This is a genomic window from Mammaliicoccus lentus, assembly GCF_947036595.1.
Lineage (GTDB): Bacteria > Bacillota > Bacilli > Staphylococcales > Staphylococcaceae > Mammaliicoccus > Mammaliicoccus lentus.
Window position 1 is genome coordinate 365,090 of record NZ_OX344834.1, and the last position, 16,214, is coordinate 381,303.

General features: G+C 29.9%; 19 protein-coding genes. 12 read left to right on the forward strand and 7 right to left on the reverse strand.

Features of this window, described 5'->3' with window-relative positions; translation table 11 throughout:
* Positions 1 to 31: 31 nt before the first annotated feature.
* The 6 genes from ACNMOQ_RS01620 (at position 32) to ACNMOQ_RS01645 (ending at position 4,643) form a co-directional block, all read left to right on the forward strand.
* Entirely contained in the window at positions 32 to 667 is a 636-nt protein-coding gene (locus ACNMOQ_RS01620) for an NDxxF motif lipoprotein (RefSeq protein WP_416350174.1), read from the forward strand.
* A gap of 11 nt (positions 668 to 678) precedes the next feature.
* A complete protein-coding gene (locus ACNMOQ_RS01625) occupies positions 679 to 1,068 on the forward strand; it encodes a hypothetical protein (protein WP_218708141.1) in 390 nt (129 codons plus the stop codon).
* Entirely contained in the window at positions 1,061 to 1,444 is a 384-nt protein-coding gene (locus ACNMOQ_RS01630) for a hypothetical protein (protein ID WP_064205043.1), read from the forward strand. Before ACNMOQ_RS01625 ends, ACNMOQ_RS01630 begins: the two co-directional genes overlap by 8 nt.
* Positions 1,445 to 1,665: 221 nt before the next feature.
* A complete protein-coding gene (locus ACNMOQ_RS01635; protein WP_416350175.1) occupies positions 1,666 to 2,622 on the forward strand; it encodes an ABC transporter substrate-binding protein in 957 nt (318 codons plus the stop codon).
* A 72-nt stretch (positions 2,623 to 2,694) separates the two neighbouring features.
* Positions 2,695 to 3,678: a FecCD family ABC transporter permease gene (locus tag ACNMOQ_RS01640; protein WP_416350394.1), complete on the forward strand. Its 984-nt coding sequence runs from the start codon at positions 2,695 to 2,697 to the stop codon at positions 3,676 to 3,678.
* Entirely contained in the window at positions 3,678 to 4,643 is a 966-nt protein-coding gene (locus ACNMOQ_RS01645) for a FecCD family ABC transporter permease (RefSeq protein ID WP_369917073.1), read from the forward strand. The genes ACNMOQ_RS01640 and ACNMOQ_RS01645 overlap by 1 nt, the downstream gene beginning before the upstream one ends.
* 124 nt (positions 4,644 to 4,767) lie before the next feature.
* Here ACNMOQ_RS01645 and ACNMOQ_RS01650 read toward each other — a convergent pair whose 3' ends face one another.
* Positions 4,768 to 5,691, reverse strand: coding sequence for an ABC transporter substrate-binding protein (locus ACNMOQ_RS01650; protein ID WP_325890360.1), 924 nt, complete (start codon positions 5,689 to 5,691; stop codon positions 4,768 to 4,770).
* Positions 5,692 to 5,855: 164 nt separating this feature from the next.
* Between ACNMOQ_RS01650 and ACNMOQ_RS01655 the strand changes: the two genes are divergently transcribed.
* Both ACNMOQ_RS01655 and yidC read left to right on the forward strand, forming a co-directional pair.
* Positions 5,856 to 6,125, forward strand: coding sequence for a hypothetical protein (locus ACNMOQ_RS01655; RefSeq protein WP_016999860.1), 270 nt, complete (start codon positions 5,856 to 5,858; stop codon positions 6,123 to 6,125).
* Between the two features lie 35 nt (positions 6,126 to 6,160).
* Positions 6,161 to 6,928, forward strand: coding sequence for a membrane protein insertase YidC (gene yidC / locus ACNMOQ_RS01660; protein ID WP_070045193.1), 768 nt, complete (start codon positions 6,161 to 6,163; stop codon positions 6,926 to 6,928).
* Between the two features lie 59 nt (positions 6,929 to 6,987).
* Here the strand turns inward: yidC and ACNMOQ_RS01665 are convergent, their stop codons facing one another.
* Genes ACNMOQ_RS01665 through ACNMOQ_RS01675 form a run of 3 tightly spaced genes read right to left on the reverse strand, consistent with a single transcriptional unit; the run spans position 6,988 to position 9,474 of the window.
* Complete coding sequence (locus tag ACNMOQ_RS01665) at positions 6,988 to 7,335, reverse strand: hypothetical protein (RefSeq protein WP_416350176.1); 348 nt, start codon at positions 7,333 to 7,335, stop codon at positions 6,988 to 6,990.
* 11 nt (positions 7,336 to 7,346) lie between these two features.
* A complete protein-coding gene (locus ACNMOQ_RS01670) occupies positions 7,347 to 8,810 on the reverse strand; it encodes a sensor histidine kinase (RefSeq protein ID WP_416350177.1) in 1,464 nt (487 codons plus the stop codon).
* A complete protein-coding gene (locus tag ACNMOQ_RS01675) occupies positions 8,803 to 9,474 on the reverse strand; it encodes a response regulator transcription factor (RefSeq protein WP_103269128.1) in 672 nt (223 codons plus the stop codon). The genes ACNMOQ_RS01670 and ACNMOQ_RS01675 overlap by 8 nt, the downstream gene beginning before the upstream one ends.
* A 140-nt stretch (positions 9,475 to 9,614) precedes the next feature.
* Here ACNMOQ_RS01675 and ACNMOQ_RS01680 point away from each other — a divergent pair, with 140 nt between their 5' ends.
* Both ACNMOQ_RS01680 and ACNMOQ_RS01685 read left to right on the forward strand, forming a co-directional pair.
* Entirely contained in the window at positions 9,615 to 10,790 is a 1,176-nt protein-coding gene (locus tag ACNMOQ_RS01680) for a DUF418 domain-containing protein (protein WP_282862016.1), read from the forward strand.
* A gap of 7 nt (positions 10,791 to 10,797) precedes the next feature.
* Positions 10,798 to 11,028: a hypothetical protein gene (locus ACNMOQ_RS01685; protein ID WP_282862015.1), complete on the forward strand. Its 231-nt coding sequence runs from the start codon at positions 10,798 to 10,800 to the stop codon at positions 11,026 to 11,028.
* 99 nt (positions 11,029 to 11,127) lie between these two features.
* Here the strand turns inward: ACNMOQ_RS01685 and ACNMOQ_RS01690 are convergent, their stop codons facing one another.
* Positions 11,128 to 11,577, reverse strand: a complete 450-nt coding sequence (locus ACNMOQ_RS01690; RefSeq protein WP_016999873.1) for a MarR family winged helix-turn-helix transcriptional regulator — start codon at positions 11,575 to 11,577, stop codon at positions 11,128 to 11,130.
* Positions 11,578 to 11,790: 213 nt separating this feature from the next.
* Between ACNMOQ_RS01690 and ACNMOQ_RS01695 the strand changes: the two genes are divergently transcribed.
* Positions 11,791 to 13,434 (forward strand): alpha-keto acid decarboxylase family protein, encoded by a 1,644-nt coding sequence (locus tag ACNMOQ_RS01695; protein WP_231051432.1) that lies wholly within the window; start codon positions 11,791 to 11,793, stop codon positions 13,432 to 13,434.
* A 39-nt stretch (positions 13,435 to 13,473) separates the two neighbouring features.
* Here ACNMOQ_RS01695 and ACNMOQ_RS01700 read toward each other — a convergent pair whose 3' ends face one another.
* A complete protein-coding gene (locus ACNMOQ_RS01700; RefSeq protein ID WP_416350178.1) occupies positions 13,474 to 14,058 on the reverse strand; it encodes a LysE family transporter in 585 nt (194 codons plus the stop codon).
* Positions 14,059 to 14,165: 107 nt separating this feature from the next.
* Between ACNMOQ_RS01700 and ACNMOQ_RS01705 the strand changes: the two genes are divergently transcribed.
* Positions 14,166 to 14,723, forward strand: coding sequence for a helix-turn-helix domain-containing protein (locus tag ACNMOQ_RS01705; protein ID WP_369917078.1), 558 nt, complete (start codon positions 14,166 to 14,168; stop codon positions 14,721 to 14,723).
* A gap of 435 nt (positions 14,724 to 15,158) precedes the next feature.
* Here the strand turns inward: ACNMOQ_RS01705 and ACNMOQ_RS01710 are convergent, their stop codons facing one another.
* Positions 15,159 to 16,196, reverse strand: a complete 1,038-nt coding sequence (locus tag ACNMOQ_RS01710) for a galactitol-1-phosphate 5-dehydrogenase (protein WP_017000185.1) — start codon at positions 16,194 to 16,196, stop codon at positions 15,159 to 15,161.
* Positions 16,197 to 16,214 lie beyond the last annotated feature (18 nt).

Here is a 16,214-nt window from a genome sequence, read left to right on the forward strand (position 1 = left end):
TATATAATAATATATTGAAGAGGTATATAAAATGAATAAATACATAATAGCATTATTTAGCATCATGATTACTCTAACGCTTATAGGATGCTCAAATGATAGCAACAAAGAGACGGATTCATCAGAGAAAAGTGATTCAGGTAAAATTGTAAAATCAAAACAAGAAGAAAAAGCAAAATTGCCTAAAGATGTATTTCAATCAGATGAAAACAATCAATCATTAACTAAAGATGATGTGAAGAAAAGTATTCAAAAATATCTTAATACAAATGAATCAGTATATAATGTGACTTCAAAAATTGAAGAAAAAGTATGGGATGAACAAAATTTAACAAATGAAGAAACTAAGCAATTAGAACAAGCTCGTAAATTGTTAGACGAGAATGATCAAAACTTCTCTAATTATTTAAAGAATAATGAATTACCAAGCGAATACAAAAAAGATACATATAGAATAAGTGAGTACTTTACAGCTTATAATGATACTTTAAGTAAACTTGATAATAGTATTCAACAAATGGAAAAAAAGGCTAATGACGGTGAAATACCAATTAAAGAAGTGAAAGATGTAATACCAGATAGCAATAAAGTTAGTGGTAAACAACAACAGAAAATAGAAAAGTTTCTTAAAAGCATTGATATTAAAACAAAAGCATTTGAAAGGTGAATGAATTACCAATGAACAAAATGAAGTTAGCAATTTTTATAGATGACTGTAGACATGTATTAGGATTTATCATTCTATTAACTTATTTTATTTTAAGTTCGAAGTTTGATATACAATTTGCTTATTCAATTGTTATTACGCTATTTACATGTTTATATCCATTATTTTTTATCGCTTCTGATTATAGGATGGCTAGATATCAACGTAAACCATTGGTTTCCGTAAAATATAGAATATTTCAATCAATAATATTCTTATTACTAGGTGTGATTGTATACTATAGTAATTATTGGGAAAGTTTTATTGGTGTTCTCATATATGGGATTGTAGCACTAGTTATATTTATAATGTTCAATAAAAAAATATATAAAATACAAGGTTTTGAGTATGTTAATGAATAGAATGCTAAATAATATAGATTTAATGAGGGTAGTTACAATATTTATAGTAATATTTATAAGTCTAGGCGTAATAAAAATATTTGGTTTAGATAAAGGTACTTATATTATTATTTTTATCGCTACAATTTCGTATTTATTCTTCGAATGGTTAAGAGCTAAAAAGGTAGCTAAAAATATTAAAAAATTTATGTTATTTAAAATGGGACTAGCTATCATAATAATGTGTATCGCATTATCATATTTTATTCTATTTTGGAAGTCTAATAGTAATTTGAGTATTTTTTATATTATTATTTACACTATCATTGGATTCGTTCACAGTTATATTGAAAAGAAATATTTAATTAAAAATACTAATAATGAAACAAATTCATAAGAGATAAATTGTATAAAAATACGCTTGTAATACATACGCAGGCGTATTTTTTATTTATTTTTATATAGAAAAAATAAACTTCTTGTAATGTTGTTGAATAAAAATATTGATATTTAATTGAAACGATAGTATTTTCAGAATTTTATATCAAAACATATAGACATTTATTTCCATATATTTTATAATTGATAACGGTTATCAATTATAAAAGGAGGAAAAATATGAATGATTTTAAGAGGTTATTAGTTATGTTACTTGTTGGTAGTACGTTATTTTTAACAGCTTGTAGTGATAGTAATAAATCAAATGATAAAGATAAAGAGGCGAAAGGTGAGGAACCTAAACAAGAAAAATCAATAGAAATTAAAGATGAATTGGGTACGGTTCAACTTAAAGATAAACCTAAAAATATAGTTGTATTAGAATATTCATTTGCTGATGCTGTTAAAAATTTAGGTTCGACACCTGTTGGTATCGCTGATGACAATAAAAAAGAAATTATTAAGAAGTTATATGGAGAAGAAGTGAAATATACTTCTGTAGGTACACGTAAACAACCTAACTTAGAATCGATTAGTTCATTAAAACCAGATTTAATTATTGCAGATGTTCAAAGACATAAAGGCATTTATGAAGATCTTAAGAAAATCGCACCAACGATGATATTAAAGAGTAGAGAAGCGAGCTTTGACGATGTAAATGCTTCATTTGAAAAAGTAGCAACTGCAATGGGCAAAGAAGATGAAGGCAAAAAGATGTTGGATGATTTAGAAGATAAATTAAAAGAAGCTAAATCAAAAAATGAAAAAGCTTCTAATAAAGATGAAAAAGTTATGATTGCTGTTGCGCGTGAAGATGCATTCCAAGCACATACCTCGCATTCTTATGTAGGCCAACTATTAGAGAAAATGGGCATGAAAAATGCGATTGAATCTAATAAAGCGTATGAAGAAGTAAACTTAGAAACATTATCTAAAGTAAATCCGGATAAATTAATTATTACTTCTGATAAAGATAAACCGATTACTGATGAATGGAAAAACAAAGAACTTTGGAAAGAGTTAAGTGCTTATAAAAAGGGTCAAATTCAAGAAGTGGATAGAGATTATTGGACTAGATTTAGAGGTTTCAAAGCAAATGAATACATCATGAAAGATGTAGAGAAAAATAATAAATAATTGAATGGAACAATGAGTGTGTAGTTTTATGCATTCATTGTTCCATCATTTCAATATTTAGTTGGTGAAATGATGCAGAGAAAGTCTATTATAACAATGGTCATGATTATCATATTAGTGATAGGTATGATATTGAATTTGAGCATAGGTTCAACGTTTATGAGTTTAAAGACGATATTTAATGCCATTGTAGCAGATGATCACTCTAAAGATGCGCTGATTATTAATACGATTCGTTTGCCAAGATTATTCGTTGCTATAATGGTAGGAATAAGTTTAGCTGTAGGTGGTGCTATTATGCAAGCTTTGACTAAAAATGCTTTGGCATCGCCTCAAACATTTGGAATTAATGCAGGAGCAGCATTGTTACTTGTTGCTTCAATTGTATATTTACCAGGCCATTCAGATACAATTAATCCTTATATTGCTTTTTTAGGTGCAATTGTAGGTGGGTTGATAGTATATACGTTTATTTATGGACACGAGAATAATCATGTACGATTAGCATTAGCAGGTATGACAATCCATTTATTATTATCTTCCATAACTGAAGTGTTGATAATACTTAATGAGAATTCTACTGATGTTTTGTATTGGTTAACGGGTTCATTAAATGGTAAGGATTGGGATGGTGTACAAATCTTATTACCCTGGTTTGTAATAGGTGTATCTGTTGCTTTATTTTTAGCTAAAGACTTAACCGTTTTATCATTAGGGGATATGTTTGTAACGAGTTTAGGTCTTCATAAGAAACTAAAATATTTAATTTTTAGTTTTATTGTGATTATATTAGCTGGTTCGTCTGTAGCTGTAGCAGGACCAATTGCATTTATAGGTCTAATTGCACCTCATATTTCAAGAAGATTAATAGGTGGAGGGTATGAGAAGAACTTATACTTCACCGCATTAACAGGCGCAGCTATTCTCGTATATGCAGATACGTTATCACATATCATTGCTTACCCATATGAATCTCCAGTTGGAATTGTAACAGCACTAATCGGGGGACCATTCTTCTTATATCTTTGTAAAAATGGAAGGAGTGGTCTTAAATAATGAAGTATAAATGGAAGCTTATCATTGTGATAGTTGTTCTGATTATAAGTATCTTGCTACATGTACAAGTCGGATCACAATTTATTTCATTTAAAGATACATTAAACACGGTTGCTGGAACAACTGATGATTATGCATTTGTATTATATACATATAGAATACCAAGAATGGTCATTTCTTTAATTTCAGGTTTACTATTAGGATTAGCAGGTGCTATTGTACAAACATTACTTAGAAATCCATTGGCTTCACCTGATATTATAGGTGTTACTAAAGGGGCAGGATTATTTGCCGTTGCGCAGTCATTACTATTACCAGCGTTGCCATTCTATTATCTTGGTATTTCTTCATTTCTAGGTGCGGTTATAATGATTATAATCATTATGTTCTTGGGGAGGATTTTTCAAGCGACAACTTATACGATAGCTTTAATTGGTGTAGCTTTAAGTGCTATATGCCAAGCTGGTATTCAGTACTTTATGATACGCTATCCAGATAATATCAATACTACATTGCTTTGGCTGTCGGGTAGTGTATGGAGTAGAGATTTTGATGACTTGTGGAATTTTATACCGAGTGTATGTATATTACCATTGATATTTATATTCGCAAATAAATTGGATATTTTAAGTTTAGGTGATGAAGCGGCCATAAGTTTAGGAGAAAAGGTAAGTATTATTAGAAGTGCTTATTTATTCATGTCAGCAATATGTATTGGTTCCGTCGTATCTGTTACAGGTACAATTGGTTTTATCGGCTTAATATCTCCTCATATTGCAAGGTTATTAGTAGGAAGAAAAGCTATAAGACTTTTACCAGTATCATCTATTATAGGGGCTATATTTTTACTTTTAGCGGATGCTATTGGTAAAGGTATTGCACCACCTGTAGAAATCCCAGCTGGGGTTATTACTTCAATAATTGGTGCACCATACTTTTTATTCTTACTTAAAAAAGAGAAATGAGTATGTAGAGAAGGTGAGTGTGAGGGTTGTCTTGCTTCAGACAGAAGGAAGTCTAAAAATAAATCGAAAGTTACAAAAAGACCTTTCCATTATCTAAATATGATGGAAAGGTCTTTTTATAAAGTTATTTCATTTCTTTAAATGCTTTGTAGAATATTTCTCTTTGTTTCTCTAATGAGATTGGGTCATTATATTGTGTTTCTGTAACGTCAAATTTCACCACATGATTGTTCTTCATAGCATCTGTATTTTTCCATACATTTGTTTCTTCAAATTGCGCTTTTTGGTCGCCATTGGCAGCTATAATAACATAGTCTCCTAAATATTGATCAAATTGTTCTGGAGTGATAGTGAGTGTGCTTGTCTTTTTAGTTGCTGATTTTAATTCATCAGGTAATTTTAATCCCCAACCATCAAATATAATTTCTCCACCTCTGCCCATCTTATCGTTAAATGCAATGAGCCCTTTAGGTGTTTGCTGTAAAATAGTGGCTGTTTTTCCTTTTATTAATGGTTCCAGTTCTTTTTTATCTTTAGATAGTTGTGCTTTCCATTCTTTAAGCCATTTATCTGCTTTGTCTTGTTCTCCAACTAATTCAGCTAGCAGTTTTGTATTGTCTTCATATGTAGATTTCATGTTATCGAAAGTAACAGTAGGTGCTATTTTTTTAAGTTTATTTAAATTTTTGTCTTGAGATGTTGCGATAATTAAATCCGGTTTTGCTTTGGCAATTTGTTCAACGTTTGTGTTATCAATCTTCTTAGCATCTTTTGTAACATCATTTAATACTTTATTCTGCTTAACAAATTCTGGTACAGCTACTGGCTTATGTCCAAATTTTACTAATGCGCCCACGTATGTTGGATGTAATACAACGATACGTTTAGGGTCTTTTGGAACTTCAACTTTTTCTCCAGAATCGTTCGTAAATGATTTGGTATCAGATTTACTGACGTCTGATTCTTTACTATTTTCTTTAGTGCTACTATTCCCACAAGCTGCTAAAAGCATAACTAAAACAAGCATAAAAATGGATAATTTTTTCATCATAGTCCTCCTATTTTTTGTAAATGATAATTCTTCTCAATTATACCAAATTTTAAAACCATTACAATAAATTTTTGGAAAATTAAAGTAGGAAACATTTGAAGAATTAGGTAAAAACAAGTAGAATTAAAAAAGAATCGATACTTGAAAGGAGTGAGATAATAATGGAATGGCTCATAGGGTTACTAGGAGAAGATATATTATTTAATTATTTAACGTTTAGTATACATTACTTCATTCCAATATTATTAACGCTTCTATTTGTATACTTAGAAATGCAAGCAAGTATCAAATTGAACGAGACATGGCATGTACAACCATCTACTGAAGTACAAGATCAGTATATCTTTGTATGGATGGTACCTATATTAAGATGGAGAATAAAATGCCTGTCGAAAACAGTCGATGAAGAAGACGCGTTGCCAATATATTAAATCATATTTTATTTAATATATTGGAGGAAAATTTTTTGAAAAAACTATACACAGTAATCGCATTTTTAGCAATATCATTAATACTAGGAGGGTGTGCACCACAAGAAGGTGGCATGTTCCATTCAACATTTGTTGAACCATTTGTTCATCTTATTAAATTCTTTGCATCATTTTTCGGTAATAGTTACGGAATAGGTATCATCATTGTAACGCTATGTGTACGATTGATTGTAATGCCTTTCATGTTACGTTCTTTTAAAGGGCAGAAGAAAATGCAATTTAAAATGAAACAACTTAAACCACAAATAGACGAAATTAATAAGAAAATGAAATCAGCTAAAGATGAAACTGAAAAAGCACAATACAGTCAAGAAATGATGGCTTTATATAAAGATAATGATGTAAATCCTTTAAATATGGGATGTTTACCGATGTTGATACAAATGCCAATATTAATGGCATTATACTTTGCAATATATAATAATGATGCATTAGCAAGTCATAACTTTGCTTGGTTTAATCTAGGCACACCAGATATATACATGGCTCTGATTGCAGGTGGATTATATTTATTACAAGCATATTTATCAACACGTTATTTACCAGATGAATCTAATAACCAAATGAAATATATTATGTATATAAGTCCAATTATGATATTTATTGTGAGCTTGAATATGCCAGCAGCATTACCATTATATTGGAGCGCTAGTGCAATCGTCTTAATTATTCAGCAGTATATATCAAATAAATACTTTAATTATCACGAAGAAGAAATTGAAGTACAAACAAGTACGTCATAATATAAAACAAAAAGACCCTTCCAATCCGAGATTAAATCTAGAGGATTGGAGGGGTCTTTTTATTTAGTCGGTTTTGAAGTTGCATTCTTTTTACGCTTTTTTATTACCAGTTGTATTATTACTAATATAACCGCTAATGAAACAAGTAAGATATTCCTCGTTGCGCCTATAGGTACTAAAAAGTGTATAACTGTAGATACTATTATAAATGGAAGTATATAAATTAACGCATCTTTTACTTTAAATGTTCTAAACGATTCATCCCGTATTTGGAATACAAAAAGGAAAATCGTCATAAAGAATATTATAAAAATGAGAGCTAACCAATCTATAGAATCTGATATTACCCAGCCACAAAACATAATGAAAAGTGTTAATGAGATAAGATATTTGATTTTGCTTAACATAGTGTGTTCTCCTATTCGTACAGTTTTATTCTGAAATGAACACCTTTTTCTGTTGGTAATGATTGGAATGTTCCATTATGAAAGTGTATTGAGTCCATTATAATGGTAAAACCTATACCATGTTCTTTTTCGTTGTCTTTCTTAGTATGTGTTGAATGCAATGCTTTTTCTTCTATTGCCTTACTTATTCCCACTCCGTCGTCCCTATAATCAATGATGAGAACTTCATTTTTATATGAAATTGTAATCTCGATATTTGGATTAATTTTGTTATGATCGATGCTGTTATCGATTAAATTCATGATCATCCTTTCAAAGTATAATTTGTTCCCGTAGAACGTCGGGTTTTCAAGATTATTAATGATTGTTAATTTATCATATTGGAAAGAATTGATGAGTTGATTCGTAGTTTCAATAACATCAAAAGCTTCTTTATTAATACCCATTTGTTCAGTTTCATATTTGAAGTTTTGATTTAAACTGTTAATTAACTCTGTCATATATGCTGCTTTTTCTGATATTAATATGGCATACTTTGTAGATTCATTTGATTCGTTTGAAAGGAGTCTTGAGTATCCATATATAGTTGTTAATGGTGATTTTAAATCATGAGAAATTTGACTAAGCCATTTTTCTTTGTAGTAATTGATTTGGTTATGATAAATTTTGTTTTGCATTAATTGGTCAGACAGAGTTTCAACAGAATCATTTAATTCTTTAAATAACTTTTTATTTTTCTTGTTGTGATGTTTAGAACTTGGTTTAAATAATTTTCCTTTTGAAAGATTTTCAATCCATTCTGTGTAGAAAAATAATGGATTTGATATTCGTTTAGAAATTATTAAAGCAAGTAGTATAACAAATATTAAGTTTATTGCGAATAATAATAAGGTAACGAGTAGGGAGCTTATAAATAATTTTTTATCTGCTTCCCCGAATTCTGAAACATAACTAACTTTTTTATGAAATGGTTTTTCGATAAACTTTAAATTATTATTTTCAATTTTTATATTATAACGGTTATATCCTTCTATAAAGTTACTATTGATTAGTTTTTTTGTATTAATGTCGCCTTGGTTTTTAATCGTTAAATTTGAGTTAGATGGGAATACAATTGCGACATGTAAATGTTTCCTATAAGGGACAGTCATAGTATTATTTATATTTCCGATAAGTTTCTTTTTTAAATTCTCATGATTTTTAGGATAAGAAACATTTGCCTTATCATCGATAATATACAGCTTAGCATTATTTTCTTTTAATTTTTGAGTTAAATCTTTATTCAGCTCATAGGTGTTTTTACTTTTTGAAATAGCAGAATCTATATAAGTTTCATCAATGTTTTCTAAGTCTGTATACATTAAATTAATCGCTTTTGAAAAAAATACATATAAACCTATACACGTTAGTATCATTGTGACTATAAAGAATATTGAGATATATTTTATAAATTTTAAAGTAAAGCGTTTATTCATTATTATTGCTCCTATAGATATATCCTTTGCCTCTAACTGTTTGTATTAGCTCAGGTTTATTAGGATTTTCTTCTATTTTCTTGCGTAACGTTCTAATATGAACCATCAAAGTATTATCATCTACGCTTATTGAATAGCCCCATACATTATCATAAATTTGATCCTTCGTTAAAATTCGGTTTTGATTTTTTATAAAATATATTAATAAATCGTATTCTCTAGTTGTTAAGTTAATAATCTTATTTTTAAAAGAAACATCTGCCGTGTCTAAATTTACTTCAAGTCTATTATTTGTATGAACGTTTGATTTGTCTATATGCACGCCAACGCGATAAGCAAGTTCAATTGGATCAAACGGTTTTTTAATGTAATCAACTGCACCAAGTTCAAATCCTCTATATGTATCTATCTCAGAATCTTTGGCAGTAACAATTAATAATTTAGTGTTTTGATTTTTTATGTATTTTAGAAGTTCATAGCCGTTTTCAGACTTTAAGTTTAAATCCAATAACATGACATCAAATACATGACTTTTAAGTAAGTTAGTTGCTTCATTTATATCATTTGCTGTATAAAGGTCTCCTAATTGCTTGTTGGAGAGCGTAATTCTGATTAAAGATTGAATATCAATATCATCTTCCACTATTAATATCTTTGCAGCCATTTCTATACACCTCGATATCTTTAATTTTAAAGGTCTCTGCTAGATACATCTACCTATTATTGTAAAATTAAGTTACTTTTAAGGAAAGGATAAGATAGAATTTAGCTTTAGTTGTTAGGATGATAACTGAGGTGAAAGAAATGAAGAGAATAGAAGTGGCAGATGCCTTAAGAGGTTTTAGTTTATTTGGAATATTTATAGCAAACTTATTAATATTCCAGTTTGGTTTAACTGGACAAACATTTATAGAATTTTATCACTTAAATTCAGTAAATCAAGGTGTATATGATTTTATAAAAACAATATTTGAAAACAGTTTTATGCCGATATTTGCAATATTGTTTGGTTTTTCACTAGATAAACTATATCAATCAATGAAATTAAAAGAATTAAAAAGGCCAAGACTAAAATTATTTAGACGAGCTATATTTTTATTGATTATTGGTTTAGTGCATTCAATATATATTTGGGAAGGCGATATCTTATTTGGTTATTCATTATCAATGCTAATTATTATTCCATTTATATCATTAGGGAAAAGATTTTTTAAGTGGATAGCAATTATTGGTTTAGTGCTATTATTTTCAATGAATGTTTTAGGACTATTAGATGATGAAGAGGTAAATATTAGTGATAAAGAGAAAGAGACTTATGTAGAAAAAGTTCAACATGTGTTTAGTAACGGTACGTATACAGAAATACATAATAGTGATTCGACAATTAAAGATCCATCGTTAGCATATATGAAAGATGAGCTCGGTGATGCGGTAGGATTAATATTTTTATTTGCATTTATAATGGAAGCAATATTTTTTGTATTCGGAATTTATTTGTCGAAAGCGAAATGGTTTGAAAAAGATGCTCGGCTTTTCTGGTCATCTAAACTATTTATATATTTAATACCTATATCTATTTTAGGTAAAAGTTCATATTTATGGATAGATAATGAGAATATCTCAGAAAGTTTACACGGTATATTTAGTATGACATTAGCGTTTGGTATGATGTGTTTATTTAAATATTTATATCAGAAAAAATCTGAAAATATTGTACTTCAAGGTTTTAAAAATTTAGGAAAAATGTCTTTGACAATGTATATATTACAGAGTGTAATTGGAACATTAATTTTTTATAGTTATGGTTTAGGGTTATTTGGTAAGGATATCTTAATTTTTACTATAATAATTTTTATTATTGTGTATATCTGCCAAATGTTACTTGCAACTTGGTATCAAAAAAATTTGAGATACGGACCTTTAGAATATATTTTAAGAATGTTTACTTACTTTAAATTTAAAGTGAGGGCAAAAGGATGATTATAATATGATCAAACTAATAGACAACGTCCTACAATCTACAGCTTCCATACTGTTACTACTATTATTATCGAGATTTATTATTTATTCATCTAATAATTTATTCAATACACATATAAGTTGGTTTTATTTAGAGAAGCTCCCATATAGCTTTGTAGTTGTAACAGTACTTTTTATAATATGTACAGTTTTTCATAGTGTTATAGAAGAAAATGTACAAAAAGAAAAGAATAGATAATTCACATAAAAACAGGTTGAGACAATTCTTTGTCCAACCTGTTTTAATATTTTTCCGAATGTTGTAAGACGGGGCCCACATACAACATTCCTATATTGATTATTTATCTTTTGGTTTAAGTGACTTTATATTTTTGAATCCTGAACGATGGTCCGCAAGTTGCTCCATTACTTCATGCCAGTCTGTTCCTGCTTCTCCAAATGTTTCTTGTAGTAATTCATTTTGGGCACGGTTTAATTTGTTTACTAGTGCACTGCCTTCTTCAGTTGGGTATAGACATTTTACACGTTTATCGTTTGGTGAGTCGGCATCTCTTATAAGTCCTTTTTCTTTAAGCATTTTCAATGATGCATGCGAAGCTTGTTTAGATATTTCTAATGTTTCGAGTAAGTCTTTAATCGTAATGCCAGGTAGCTGATCAATAAAGAATAAAAATCTATGATGTTGTCTACTCATTCCGTGATCTTTAATGATGTCGTCTGCTGTATTTATAAATGTTTTGTATGCGAAGTAAAAAAGCATATGATCATAATTATTTTTATTATCCATAGTGTCGTCTCCTTTTTGTTCATTATAATAGAAAAAAGAATAAAACGCATTTATAGGTCAAGTTAATTGACTTAATTAGTATAAAGGCATACAATAGTAATTGTTAGATAGATTAAAGAAACTATAAGAAATATCCAAAGATATTTTTTTACACTAATAGGTCAATATAATTGACCTAAATAGTTATTCAATATATATAAAGGTGGAATGGACATGAAAAAACGTGTTGGGGAATATTTAATGGATTGTTTAAGTGAAGCTGGGGTAAACAAAGTTTTTGGTGTTCCTGGTGATTTTAACTTAGCATTTTTAGATGATATTATAAGCCATGAAAATTTAGATTGGGTTGGTAATACGAATGAATTGAATGCAAGCTATGCAGCTGACGGTTATGCAAGATTGAATGGAATTGCTGCAATGGTAACGACTTTTGGAGTAGGTGAATTAAGTGCTGTAAACGGGATTGCAGGCTCATATGCTGAACGTGTACCTGTCATTCAAATTACTGGAGCACCTAGTACTGTAGTTGAAAATGCAGGAAAATATGTACACCATTCTTTAGGAGAAGGACAATTCGACAACTATAGAAAAATGTATGAAGAAATTACAACAGCTCAAGGGTATATTACAACAGAGAATGCGCAACAAGAAATTCCACGCTTGATTAATGCTGCACTATCTGAAAAGAGACCAGTACACATACATTTACCTATTGATGTAGCACAATCTGAAATTGAAATTACAGAAGGATTTAAATTAGCTGAACCGGAACAACAAGATGTTTCTAATATTGTTAAGATGGTTCAAGAAAAACTTCAATCTGCTAAACAACCTGTTATTATCGCAGGACATGAAATAAATAGTTTTAAACTGCATGAACAATTAAACGAATTTGCACAATTAACGCAAATACCAGTAGCACAATTATCTTTAGGTAAAGGTGCATTTAATGAAGAAAGTCCGTTATATATGGGAATTTATGATGGTAGTATCGCTGAAGAAAACATTAGAAATTATGTAGATAATAGTGATGCAATATTAAATATCGGTGCAAAATTAACAGACTCAGCTACGGCAGGGTATTCATTTGGTTTTGATATTGATGATGTCGTAATGATTAATCATTACAATTTCAAATTAAATGAAACAAAAATATTTGATATCACATTGCCAAATCTTATAAATGGTTTACTTGATGTGAATTATGAAAATAAAGCATCATATCCAAAGCTTAAACGTGCAGCAAAAGGCAACTATACAGTGAATAACGAACCGTTAACGCAAGAAACATACTTTAAAATGATGCAAGAGTTTATAGGTATTGATGATGTTGTGTTAGCTGAACAAGGAACGTCATTCTTCGGCGCTTATGACTTAAATTTATACAAAGATAATACATTTATAGGACAACCTTTATGGGGTTCAATCGGATATACTTTACCAGCAACTTTAGGTACACAACTTGCTGATTTATATAGAAGAAATATTTTATTAATAGGTGATGGTTCATTACAATTAACAGCACAAGATCTTTCAACGATGATTAGAGAAGATTTAAAACCTGTTATATTCGTGATAAATAATGATGGTTATACTGTTGAACGTAAAATTCATGGTGAAAACCAACCATATAATGACATTCAAATGTGGGATTATAAACTACTACCAGCAGTGTTCGGTGGGAAAGATAAAGTCGCTATACATGATGTAGAAACATCTGAAGACTTAGAAAAAACATTATTAAACATTAATTCAAAACCAAATCAAATGCATTTTGTCGAAGTGAAAATGGCAGCTTCAGACGCACCAGTAAAATTAGACGCAATTGGTAAAGCATTTTCTAAACAAAATAGTTAATATTAAAAAAGAGGCATTGTTTTTAAATAATGCCTCTTTTTATACATATAGGATGCTTATAGCAGTATAAACGAGTAGTAATGCCATTATAAGATTAAACATTAATTCATATTGGTTTATAAATTTTTTGAAGATGCTACCAAAAACGCTCCAACTAAATGTTCCTAAGAAACCAATTAAAGCTAAATAAATAAGCATTATAAATTGCAATAATGGATCTTCAAAATTAGGTGTAACAAAAGCTGCGACAACACTCAATGCATAAATTGTACCTTTAGGATTGATGAATTGAAGAGCCATTCCAAATTTAATGTTATTATATTTTTCGCTAAAACCATTTTCATCTGTACTTTTACTTGTAGCAATTTTATAAGCTAAATATAATAAATACACAGCACCAAAAATCTTCATAAATAATTGAACTTTAGGGAATACTTGATATAAAAATGAACTAAAAAAGTTTGAAATAAGTAATAATAAAAAGAAACCTAAACCGACACCGATACAAAATCTTAAAGAACCAATCATGCCGTTATGTTTGGAATAAAAAAGAGACATTATATTGTTAGGGCCAGGCGTGAAACTAGAAACTACAGCGTAAATGGTCATAGACAGAACGAGCATTTAAAAACCTCCCTAAATATGCTATAACGTTTTTATATTCGTTATAGTTGTTGTGCTTTATATTATAACTTTAGTGCGTTATATTGTAAATAAGAAGGTGAAATTGTATGAGAGAGATTCATGAAATAATAGCAGAAAATCTTAAAAAATATCGAAAAAATGAAGGGCTAACTTTAGATAAAGTAGCAACAATGACAGGCGTTAGCAAAACAATGCTTGGACAAATTGAAAGATTGGATTCAATACCATCCATCTCAACTATTTGGAAAATATCTAACGGATTAAAATTGTCTTTTACTTCTTTAATAGAAGAGCAAACTGAAGAGATTGAAGTCATTAAAAAATCAGAGTTACACGAAATAACGATGGATAGTGATAAATATAAAGTTTATCCATATTTCTCATTTGAACAAGATAAACAATTTGAAATCTATATGGTTGAAATTGAACCGGGTGGATTTTTAGAAAGTGAACGACATACAAACGGTGCAACAGAATATTTAACTGTATATGAAGGAGAACTAGAACTAGTAGTTAATAATCAAACTTATTATCTAGAAAAGAATGATTCAATTAAATTCAAAGCAAACTGTCAGCACAGTTACCGCAATAAAGGTAATGATACAACTAAAATAAATATGACAATACATTACGCTTCATTGTAAACAACAATGAAACCGGGTCCGGGGCATAACAATTGTCTTGGACTTTTGTTGTGTCAGCGTGAGTAGCTTCTAACGTGCAAGAAATATAAGACAAGCCCGTTACATTTTCTAACGAGCAAGTGGTTGTGAACAAGCCCGTTAGCACATTACTTCCCACGATTTTGTAAAGCACTGACGCTTTAGGGAATAGTCCTAATCCAGTCAGCTACTGCCAATATAACAAAAGGCCTGAGATATTGAATCCTAGACTCATAACCTAAACAAGCATGCACGAACAAAATCGTAGTAGATTATATAAAAATAACATCTCATTTCTAACTGAATAAATCAGTACAATGAGATGTTATTTATTTTGAGTTAGGAATTATTTATCAAACTTTTTTCAATCCCAATCCCGCTACCTTTGTTTATTATTGATATATGGCAATGTTGAAATTATGGATGGAATATAACTTTGTCGTAATGTTTCTTCTTATTAACTAAGTTATAAAATGTATCTGGACCTTCACTTAATGGTAACTTATCTGAAATGATAGGTTCAACTTGGATTTCTCCAGTAGCCATATAATGTAATGTTGCAGTCCATTCTTTCCCAGGAAATGGGGCAGATAGACCATTCCATGAACCTAAAACGTTTAATTCGTTCCGTAATATTTTTTCAAAATGTGTGCGTTCTAATTCGATATCTGCATAAGGTATGCCTAATAGTAATACCTCTCCACCTTTAGTAGGGAGTGTTAGTACTTGTCCGATAGTAAAAGGTGATCCAGCAGATTCTACAGCGACATCTATTTTACAATTGATTTCTGATATTGCGTCTTCGAGTGATTTATCTTTTGAGTTAATGATATAGTCTGCACCGAGTTCTTTAGCTATTTCTAATTTATGACTATCTATATCGATAGCAATAATTGTTGTAGCGCCAAATATTTTTGCCCATTGGATAGCTAGTAAGCCAATACTACCACATCCCATCACTGCTACAGTAGCACCGGGTTTCATATTGGTACGATAAAAACCGTGTGATACAACAGCAGATGGCTCAACCATAGCTGCTGTATCAAAGTCGACGTTATCAGGTAATTTTAACACATTATGTGAGGGTAATTTGACATATTCAGCAAAGCAACCTGGTACATATGAACCTATAACATAGAGTTTTTCACATCTTGAGTATTCACCTTTTTCACAATACTGACAAGTGTGACATGCAATTGCAGGGCAACCCGTTACCGAGTCCCCGACTTTAACATGTGTAACTTCATCTCCGATTTCTTCAACTATACCAGAGAATTCATGACCGAAAGTCATCCCTTCTCGGTAAGGACCAAGTTTCTTATAGCGTGAAGTGTCTGATCCACATATGCCAGTTGCTTTTACTTTAATAATGACATCAGTAGGTGTTTGGATAGTAGGATTTAATGTATCTTCAAATCTCAAATCTTCAACACCGTATAAATTTAATGATTTCAAATGTTTCACCCTCCCTTG

Bases quoted from the DNA above. Each gene is read 5' to 3' on its own strand.
- ACNMOQ_RS01640 (WP_416350394.1), top strand. From the start codon at position 2,695: ATGCAGAGAAAGTCTATTATAACAATGGTCATGATTATCATATTAGTG.
- ACNMOQ_RS01675 (WP_103269128.1), bottom strand. From the start codon at position 9,474: ATGGCTGCAAAGATATTAATAGTGGAAGATGATATTGATATTCAATCT.
- ACNMOQ_RS01685 (WP_282862015.1), top strand. From the start codon at position 10,798: ATGATCAAACTAATAGACAACGTCCTACAATCTACAGCTTCCATACTG.
- ACNMOQ_RS01680 (WP_282862016.1), top strand. From the start codon at position 9,615: ATGAAGAGAATAGAAGTGGCAGATGCCTTAAGAGGTTTTAGTTTATTT.
- ACNMOQ_RS01705 (WP_369917078.1), top strand. From the start codon at position 14,166: ATGAGAGAGATTCATGAAATAATAGCAGAAAATCTTAAAAAATATCGA.
- ACNMOQ_RS01625 (WP_218708141.1), top strand. From the start codon at position 679: ATGAACAAAATGAAGTTAGCAATTTTTATAGATGACTGTAGACATGTA.
- ACNMOQ_RS01655 (WP_016999860.1), top strand. From the start codon at position 5,856: ATGGAATGGCTCATAGGGTTACTAGGAGAAGATATATTATTTAATTAT.
- ACNMOQ_RS01645 (WP_369917073.1), top strand. From the start codon at position 3,678: ATGAAGTATAAATGGAAGCTTATCATTGTGATAGTTGTTCTGATTATA.
- ACNMOQ_RS01670 (WP_416350177.1), bottom strand. From the start codon at position 8,810: ATGAATAAACGCTTTACTTTAAAATTTATAAAATATATCTCAATATTC.
- ACNMOQ_RS01700 (WP_416350178.1), bottom strand. From the start codon at position 14,058: ATGCTCGTTCTGTCTATGACCATTTACGCTGTAGTTTCTAGTTTCACG.
- ACNMOQ_RS01635 (WP_416350175.1), top strand. From the start codon at position 1,666: ATGAATGATTTTAAGAGGTTATTAGTTATGTTACTTGTTGGTAGTACG.
- ACNMOQ_RS01620 (WP_416350174.1), top strand. From the start codon at position 32: ATGAATAAATACATAATAGCATTATTTAGCATCATGATTACTCTAACG.
- ACNMOQ_RS01630 (WP_064205043.1), top strand. From the start codon at position 1,061: ATGAATAGAATGCTAAATAATATAGATTTAATGAGGGTAGTTACAATA.
- ACNMOQ_RS01695 (WP_231051432.1), top strand. From the start codon at position 11,791: ATGAAAAAACGTGTTGGGGAATATTTAATGGATTGTTTAAGTGAAGCT.
- ACNMOQ_RS01650 (WP_325890360.1), bottom strand. From the start codon at position 5,691: ATGAAAAAATTATCCATTTTTATGCTTGTTTTAGTTATGCTTTTAGCA.
- ACNMOQ_RS01665 (WP_416350176.1), bottom strand. From the start codon at position 7,335: ATGTTAAGCAAAATCAAATATCTTATCTCATTAACACTTTTCATTATG.
- ACNMOQ_RS01690 (WP_016999873.1), bottom strand. From the start codon at position 11,577: ATGGATAATAAAAATAATTATGATCATATGCTTTTTTACTTCGCATAC.